The following is a 6,864-nucleotide window of genomic DNA, read 5'->3' on the forward strand; positions in this document are numbered from 1 at the left end:
ATTAGGCATAGCAATCCTTTCAAAAAGGAGCGACGAAACGCTCGCATCATAGTGTATATCTGCCCAATGACAGCAGTTACCCAACCAATCAATACTATGTAAGGTGCCAAACTACGCATACTTTTTTAACTTAGGTTTTGTCTTCTACTGCGGTCTAACTAGGGATTATACGGAAACTTTCTGGATAACACTCCTCAGAGTAACGATATGGGTCAACTTTCGGCATATCACTCTATTTAGGCGCAATCGCCAGAACTTTTCCCTATATCACGCCCAAAAGCCTATTAGCCAGATTAGTATATTGCCAAAAACCTTGTTTAACTAAGTTCCTGACAATTGGGTTCATTCTAGCGACGATTATTCGATCTGACCGCACCCCTTGACAAAAATTTATCATTATTCGATTCGTTCAATTGTCGGGGGACTCTGTAAAGATTTTTTACTGGGAAATCCACACCCACCAACAAACTTTTTCAGCAACCCCTAATTCAAACCTTTGGTCCTGTACTTTTAGCAGCACAGGACCAAAGTTGAAAATAAAAATTAATAACTGTCCTCATCGATGATAACTTCCACGGGAATCACTTCTTCTAACACTTTTTCCTGCATTTCTTGGCGACGAATCGGTATTTTGGTTTTTTCCAATTCAGGTAAAGCGACTAATTCCCGTTGTTTTTCCCGGACAGTATTGGGTAACAACATCGGTAAAGGTTCGGGGGTTTCTAACCAGTAGCTGGCCACCGGTAGGGTATGTTCTAAATCTTCCAATAAACGGGGAATAATCATCACCGCGTGCAGTTCACCGATTTTCTCCGCTTCCCGCATTCCCGCATCAATGGCCACGGCCACATTAGCGACGGAACCCCGGATAATGGCCGTACACAAACCATCCCCAATTGTTTCGTAGGAAGCTAACTGCACATCGGCCGATTTCAACATGGCATCGGCTGCCCCCACCATAGCAGGAAAACCGCGGGTTTCCAAGAGACCGATCGACATATTGCTCAGTTTACTGAAACCCCGTTGACTTTGGGCAATTTCGGCTAAACGGCTACCAATTGGGAAAATTACCTCTAAATTGGGCATCGGTCGGGGAATAACCGATTTAGATACCAATTGTCCGAACTGTGCGGCGGTTTTTGCCCCTTCTTCCACTGCTAACCGCACATCGGCAATATTACCACGCACGATCGCCGTACAGTGACCACCGCCAATTTTTTCGTAACCCACAAGGGTAACTTCTGCCGATTTTAGCATCATATCCGCCGTCCCGACGATCGCCGGAAAGCTGAGGGTAGAGACTAAACCCAAGGCGCTATCTTTGGGGTGACGCTTGGTTTTCATCGTCCTTTGACCGGGGTTAGTTGGGGACGAGGGGGGAATGCTTCCATTAACTCTTAATCTAGACATTGAAGATAAACTTGCCCTAACAGGTACGAAGGGGGTGATTGTCAGCTATCCTGTTACTATCTAGTCTATCCTGTTAACCTTAATTGCTATTGAAGATTTTTGAGGGATTAGATAAATTTTAGTTATTGTAGCTTGATCAAGTTGTCTATGACAGAACAGCCTCGCAGTACAGATGATCGAATCAGCGAAACGGAAGCGACCGAATTAATGCGCTCGCTGCTTCATAAGGAAGGAAATTGGGTGAATTGGGGGCAAAAATGTCAAAAACTGCAAAAAGCTGGCTACGATTCCCAGTTAATCTTTGAACAAACGGGTTTTCAAAATGCCCAACAAAATTTAATTATTGTCGCTGCCCAAGTTTTTGAGAGTTTAATCAAAGCCGGGGCAGATGAAGATTTGTTAAGTTACTACATCGGGCCGCGCAGTGATGTGCTATACGAATTGCGGATTCTCAACCAAGAACAAAGATTGGGGGCAGCGAAGTTAGCGGCAGAAAAAAGGATTGAGGTGGCTGAAGCACACGATATCGCCAAAGCTATCCAAGATTTTTCCCGTTTATCCCAGATTCCCAGTGAATTTACCCGTCATCCTGGAGATGCGATCGCTTATCAGTGTTGGAAACGGGGTAAACAAAAGCGAGATTTAGCCGAAAGAGCGAAATTAATCGCTAAAGGTTTGAAATTTGCCCATTCTGACTCGGCCAGACAGGCGATCGAGTCTTTACTACAAGATTTTACCGTTACTCCCACCCGTAGCGCACCTTTGCTACCCGTCCATCGTTTACAGGATGAGGACGAATTAGCCAGAATTATTCCCTTAGTAGGCAGATTTCCGGTGACGGTAACTGATATAAAATGCACAGAAAGTTTGAGCGTCGAGGAACCTTTTCGACTGGTAACGGTGGGGGATAAACAAACAATTGTACCTCTCCCCGGTTGGCAAGCAATTCTAAAGGCGATCGATCCTATAGCTATTTTATGGCCTAGCGATCAATTACCTCGATCGATTGCCACCAGATCCGAGGAAGTTTTATTAGTGATCGATCGAGTTTTGGCCGAATGGGACGTGAACAATTATTATCTAGTAGAGACAGATAATTCCGTCTCTTTACAATGGTTTGATAGTTCCCCCGATGTCACCATCTTAGGTCAATTAGTCTTGATTTTAAGAGCCAAAAATATCCTCGATGAAAAAAACATCACCGAACCCTGGCAAATGGACGACTAAATCAGTGATCAGTGATCAGTAACCAGTGATCAGGTTTAAGCTATTAGTGGGAATAAGAAAAGAGATAAACTGATCACTGAATCCAATAAAACTGGTCACTGCTAACTTGTAGCTAACAGTATAACTTAAGAAACTAAGGGACATTTTTCAAGGAAAAAGCCAAAAGGGAAAACCTACTTTCAAGAAAACACTGGAAGAGGGAAAAGGCAAATGTTGAATAATAACTGATAACTGAATATATGCGTGCAGTAATTTGTGGATATTATGGGAGAGGAAACGGAGGAGATGAGGCATTATTAGTGTCTCTATTGCAGATGTTGCCGTCAGAAATTAAACCTATTGTTTTGTCAAATAATCCCAGAGAAACCAGTCAACGTTATGGAGTAGAAACCTGTCCTAGTAGGGATTGGTGGCAAGTTTTTAAAACTCTTAAAAAAGCGGATATATTTATCTGGGGTGGCGGCAGTTTAATGCAGGATGTCACCAGTTTTGCCAGTCCAATTTATTACGGTGGTTTAATGGCTCTTGCTCAATTATTGGGATTAAAAACTATTGCTTGGGGGCAGGGAATTGGACCATTAAATAGACCTTTTACCCGTTGGTTAACCAAAAAAGTCTTACAAAAATGTAGTTTAGTTACTGTGCGCGATGATAGTTCGGCTCATTTAGTCGCTGATTGGGGTATTAGTCCCATTGTTGCCCCCGATCCAGTATGGGCTTTAGAGGCTCAATCAGTCAAGGGATTATCGGATTTACCCGCTCCAAGAATCGCCGTCAATTTACGTCCCCATCCCCTATTAACCCCGGCAAAATTAGATAAATTAACCCGAGCTTTAATTGATTTACAAATCAGTACGGGCGCGTTTATTCTCTTAGTCCCTTTTCAAAAGTCGCGGGATTTGCCACTCTGTGAAGCTGTAGCCCGTCAATTAAGGGAAAATCATCAAATCATTAGTTTAGAGGATCCAAGACAGTTAAAAGGCTTATTTCGCGGGGTAGAAATGGTGATCGGAATGCGCTTTCATAGTTTGATTATGGCCGCAGCAGAAGATTGTCGTTGTTTTGCCCTTAGTTATGATCCGAAAGTGTCGCGATTAATTGCCGAAGTACCGATGCAGGGTTGGGAATTAGATCAGTTACCAGAAACAGTTAATGATATTAGTAATGCTTGGATTGATTTTTATGCCAATGGAGAAGGATTAACCAGCGATCGCAAACATTTTTTAATCGATCGAGCTTTAATTCATCGAGAAATTTTGTTTGGATTGGTGAGCTAATTTTTATGTCGAGTGCCATTACCGAAGCGATCACGACTATTGCCCTGGCCGAGACAAGATTTAATCTAAGTACCTAAGCAAAATTAATTACACATATCTAACCACCTCTTGCCTCTTGTCTCTTGCCTCTTGCCTATCTTCACTAGGAAATTAATTTTGCACGACTACTTATCTTTAACATTGGTACGGAAAAGCTTCAACTGGCTTTGGAGTTGATTGAGTCCGATCAGTTGACTGATGATCAATTGTTGTTCCTTTAAAGCAGGATTCCGTGGCAGTATTCGAGACAAGAAACATTAAATAATTTTGAGGTTTGTATGATTTGGTATGGATGCGGTGTTTGCGCTCATTTAGATAAAAAAACTCGTAGGAAATGCAGTTTTTTAACAGGTGAGTTAGAGCCTTTACCGATAGGCATTGTCAGCGGTCAAAACCACCACGTTAAAAAATGGACGAATCAGGCTACTGATTTGGTTTTTTCTTTGGCTGAGGGTTTTAAGGAAATTGAGATTGTTATCACCAATAAAGAGGATTTTCCTGAGGGTATTTTTTGGGATCAGCAAGATTTTGAAACGATTGGGTTTTTTGGATCTGATGTCTTAATTATTGTGGGGTACGAATCGGAAAACGAAGGTGCTTTAGTGATTAAGTGGGAGTTTCCCTATGTCAAGGGTGATTTGTTGTCCCTTGATTCGGAGTACGAAAGACTAGACGACGAATTAATTGAAATGATCAAGGAAGATCAAGAAGAGCTAGATGCACTTCCTGACAAGCTAGAGGTTCGGGCACTTTCTTTAAATTCCTTGCTCAATCACAGTCCTATGGATGTAAGATTAGAACGTTATCACGGAGAAAAACAATAATTAGGTGTTATTAAGAAGATGGGGCGTTTTTTCCCGAATGGCAAAGTGATTTACTGTCCCTATCTAGCCATGAAAAAAAGAGTTTAGATCAACTAAAACAAAGGTATTTATGCCAAAGATCGGCGGTACAGTTATTAGAAGGAACCGTGACCCTATTGTTAGTTTCTCCCCTACTAGCGATTGCGGGTTTTTACGATCCGCCCTTTTGCGTACCCGCAGAGGAATCGGTAAGCTTAACTGTTGATGATGGGGAAGAAATACTATCGGGTAGAATCGATGTGTTAGTCTGGTTAAATCAGTTTTGGTTGGTAATTGTAGAATCCAAAAAACCGCCCTATCGGTTTGGACTGCCTTAGCGCAAACTTTAGCCTATTTGATGGCTAATCCCCGGCCGGAAAAACCTAGCTTTGCCCTCGTCACCAATGGAGATGATATTTTATTGGTCAAATTGAGAGCTAATGTCCATCATTATGCCCTGTCTAGGATATTTGCTCCCTTTATTTCCAGAGAAGAACTATATAGAGTTTTGCAGATTTTAAAACACATCGGTGCAGCGATCAAATAAAATCAAGAACGGATTCAATATTATTTGATTATGCCAAAGCGCAATTCCTATCTTAGAGCGGAATCGCGCTTTCAGATGTTAGTTACGACTATTAGAAATTAATATTAGTGCAAATGCTAAAACTCCCTCTCCTCTTTCTCTTCTCCCCCACTTCATAATTCATAATTCTCTCTCCCTGATTAATAACGGATGCGAGGATCAATGTAAGCATTGATGAGATCGATCAAAATACTGGCAAAAACCACTATTGTCGCAAAAAAAGCCATTAATCCCTGCACTGTTGGGTAATCCCGCAGAGAAATCGCCCGATATAACTGATTTCCCAAACCTGGCCAAGAAAAAGTAACTTCCGTCAAGACTGCACCACCTAAAAGAGCCGCAAAAGTTAATCCTAAGACAGTAATTACGGGAATTAGAGCATTTTTCAGCGCATGGCCGATCATAATCGTTTTTTCTGGTATTCCTCTTGCTTTTGCCGCATCTACATAGTCCGCTTGCAAAGTTTGTTTCAGATTAACTCGCACCATCCGCTCAAAAATCCCACTCAAAAGAATGCCGAGAGTAAAACTAGGTAAGGCTAGATAATACAAAGCTGTGGGCAACTTATCTACTTGTAGAGTCATCAGACTATCAAGGGTATATAAACCCGTAATTGTCTGGGGTGGAGTTTCACTCAAAGGAAAACGAGTCCCCAAGGGAAACCAGCGCAACTGTACCGCAAAAATTAGCTGTAAGAGCATTCCCACCCAAAAAATCGGCAAGGAATAGGTTATCAGTCCAAATAAACGTCCCCCCGCATCTAAGGGTGTATTCGGACGGGAAGCGGTGATAATTCCCAATCCGACTCCCACTATCACTGCAATCAGCATCCCATAAAAAGTTAGTTCCACCGTCGCCGGAAAATGTTTAGCGATAATCTCCCATACTGTCACCCCCTTACTGGTTAAAGAGTCTCCTAAATTGAGGCGCATTAGGTGAAAAATATAGTCTAGGTACTGGAAAAATAGGGGTTTATTCAGTCCTAATTGTTCTCTTAGGGCATTTTTGGCACTTTCAGGAGCGCGGTTGCCTAAAATCGCATCTGTGGGATCACCGGGGGCAACACGCATCAGTAGAAAAACCACCGTCACGATCGTCCATAACATCAAGGGAGCTAGGAGTAAACGCACCAGTAAATAGGATTGTAAAGCAGCGCGGCGAGACATGAGGGCTTTCCGATTAGAAAATATACTCTCAAGGAACCATACCCCAAAATCGACCCAGCGATCGAGAGGTACCGAATAAAAAATTAAATAGAGGGAATATTCAGTACAAGTAAACTAAAGTAGCCGCACCGACAGTTCTGAGCAAAGGACTACCAAAAAAGCTGAAAAGCTGAAAAGCTTACGGAGCAAGGGATAGAAAAAAGATCAAAAAATTTTGCCAAAAGGGGTTGACAAACTTAGGGAAGTTAGATACATTGGTAAATGCGCGGTTGAAGCAAAGCGAAAGCGAAGCGAAACAAACGACGCTGGAACCTAGA

7 protein-coding genes are annotated in these 6,864 nt (G+C 42.2%); 5 read left to right on the forward strand and 2 right to left on the reverse strand.

The window, feature by feature from the left end; genetic code table 11:
* Positions 1 to 543: 543 nt before the first annotated feature.
* On the reverse strand, positions 544 to 1,344 hold the full coding sequence (ccmO, locus tag IM473_RS21195; RefSeq protein WP_002787918.1) for a beta-carboxysome assembly protein CcmO: 801 nt from the start codon (positions 1,342 to 1,344) through the stop codon (positions 544 to 546).
* 213 nt (positions 1,345 to 1,557) lie between these two features.
* On the opposite strand from ccmO, the gene IM473_RS21200 reads away from it, so the two are divergent.
* The 5 genes from IM473_RS21200 (at position 1,558) to IM473_RS21220 (ending at position 5,342) form a co-directional block, all read left to right on the forward strand.
* Positions 1,558 to 2,637, forward strand: coding sequence for a RuBisCO accumulation factor 1 (locus IM473_RS21200; protein ID WP_287657333.1), 1,080 nt, complete (start codon positions 1,558 to 1,560; stop codon positions 2,635 to 2,637).
* Positions 2,638 to 2,876: 239 nt separating this feature from the next.
* Entirely contained in the window at positions 2,877 to 3,914 is a 1,038-nt protein-coding gene (csaB, locus tag IM473_RS21205) for a polysaccharide pyruvyl transferase CsaB (protein WP_287657335.1), read from the forward strand.
* A 317-nt stretch (positions 3,915 to 4,231) separates the two neighbouring features.
* Entirely contained in the window at positions 4,232 to 4,777 is a 546-nt protein-coding gene (locus tag IM473_RS21210) for a hypothetical protein (protein ID WP_287657337.1), read from the forward strand.
* Between the two features lie 146 nt (positions 4,778 to 4,923).
* Positions 4,924 to 5,133, forward strand: a complete 210-nt coding sequence (locus IM473_RS21215; protein WP_287657339.1) for a hypothetical protein — start codon at positions 4,924 to 4,926, stop codon at positions 5,131 to 5,133.
* Positions 5,079 to 5,342: a hypothetical protein gene (locus tag IM473_RS21220; RefSeq protein WP_287690553.1), complete on the forward strand. Its 264-nt coding sequence runs from the start codon at positions 5,079 to 5,081 to the stop codon at positions 5,340 to 5,342. Before IM473_RS21215 ends, IM473_RS21220 begins: the two co-directional genes overlap by 55 nt.
* Before the next feature lie 179 nt (positions 5,343 to 5,521).
* Here the strand turns inward: IM473_RS21220 and IM473_RS21225 are convergent, their stop codons facing one another.
* Positions 5,522 to 6,547 carry an ABC transporter permease gene (locus tag IM473_RS21225; RefSeq protein WP_287657343.1) on the reverse strand — a complete coding sequence of 342 codons (1,026 nt, stop codon included), beginning with the start codon at positions 6,545 to 6,547 and terminating at the stop codon, positions 5,522 to 5,524.
* Between the last annotated feature and the right edge of the window lie 317 nt (positions 6,548 to 6,864).

The sequence above is a fragment of the Microcystis sp. M015S2 genome, assembly GCF_020245945.1.
In the GTDB taxonomy this organism is placed as follows: Bacteria; Cyanobacteriota; Cyanobacteriia; order Cyanobacteriales; family Microcystaceae; genus Microcystis.

Coding starts and splice junctions, on each gene's coding strand:
- csaB (WP_287657335.1), top strand. CDS start 2,877: ATGCGTGCAGTAATTTGTGGATATTATGGGAGAGGAAACGGAGGAGAT.
- IM473_RS21210 (WP_287657337.1), top strand. CDS start 4,232: ATGATTTGGTATGGATGCGGTGTTTGCGCTCATTTAGATAAAAAAACT.
- IM473_RS21225 (WP_287657343.1), bottom strand. CDS start 6,547: ATGTCTCGCCGCGCTGCTTTACAATCCTATTTACTGGTGCGTTTACTC.
- ccmO (WP_002787918.1), bottom strand. CDS start 1,344: ATGAAAACCAAGCGTCACCCCAAAGATAGCGCCTTGGGTTTAGTCTCT.
- IM473_RS21200 (WP_287657333.1), top strand. CDS start 1,558: ATGACAGAACAGCCTCGCAGTACAGATGATCGAATCAGCGAAACGGAA.